This is a genomic window from Oleiphilus sp. HI0061, from assembly GCF_001635675.1.
In genome coordinates this window covers 1-945 of the sequence record NZ_LWFE01000398.1, presented here as the reverse complement: position 1 = coordinate 945, position 945 = coordinate 1, and the positions used below count along the sequence as shown (strand labels likewise).

The window sequence follows — 945 nt, the reverse complement described above, 5'->3', positions numbered from 1 at the left end:
CATACCACACTGCCTGAAAAAACTGACGCTGACACGAGTATAGATCAGAAGTTAGTGGTCCGTGTGCAGCGGGGCGATAAAGCAGCCTTTGATTTACTGGTCATAAAGTACCAAAACAAGGTTGCAGCAGTCGTGTCTCGCTATGTTAGTGATTACCATGAAGTCGCTGATGTAACCCAAGAAGCCTTTATAAAGGCCTACCGAGCAATAGACAGGTTTAGAGGGGATAGTGCCTTTTATACCTGGGTTTATCGTATTGCTATAAACTGCGCTAAAAACTACCTTCAATCCAAAGGTCGGAGACCCCCGTCAAGTGATTGTGAGCTTGAGGGTGCGGAGTTAAACCCAAATGCCAGTGCTTTAAAAGATACCGCATCACCTGAACAGTTGTTGAGTAAAGACCAGTTGGAAGCTGTGATCAAGAATACGATTAAAAAGCTGCCTGAAGATTTGCGCATCGCTTTGACGCTAAGGGAGTTTGATAATTTAAGTTATGACGAAATTGCGGCGGTGATGGAATGCCCGGTTGGAACTGTTAGGTCGCGTATATTTAGGGCTAGAGAAGCGATTGATAATGAGATCAAAGCCATGAGAGGTGATTAATGGACGAGAGATTAAGAGAGTCTATATCAGCGTTGATGGATGATGAGTCAAATGAGCTGGAACTTCAGCGAATACTCGGTCACTCCGATGAACAAGAGGTGCAGCTACTGTGGGGGCGCTATCATGAGGCGCGTCAGGTGCTGAAACGAGATAGTGAAAGCCACTTCAATATTGATATTAGTGCCGGGGTGGCTGCGGCAATCCGGGACAATGCAGCTGAACCTTCACTCGATATGAGTACCGAGATGGATAGCGTAGAAGGTACTGTCCCTCAGAATCTTGCTGATCGCCGTGAGGATCAAAAAGTTGTTCCGCTTCTTGATGATAGCTCTGAATCGTCGA

2 protein-coding genes are annotated in these 945 nt (G+C 46.1%); both read left to right on the top strand.

Features of this window, described 5'->3' with window-relative positions; translation table 11 throughout:
• The first annotated feature begins 9 nt into the window (after positions 1 to 9).
• Positions 10 to 603, top strand: coding sequence for an RNA polymerase sigma factor RpoE (rpoE, locus tag A3735_RS05435; protein WP_068637707.1), 594 nt, complete (start codon positions 10 to 12; stop codon positions 601 to 603).
• A partial coding sequence (locus A3735_RS05430; protein WP_197485686.1) for a sigma-E factor negative regulatory protein occupies positions 603 to 945 on the top strand: 343 nt, incomplete at its 3' end. The genes rpoE and A3735_RS05430, both read left to right, overlap by 1 nt.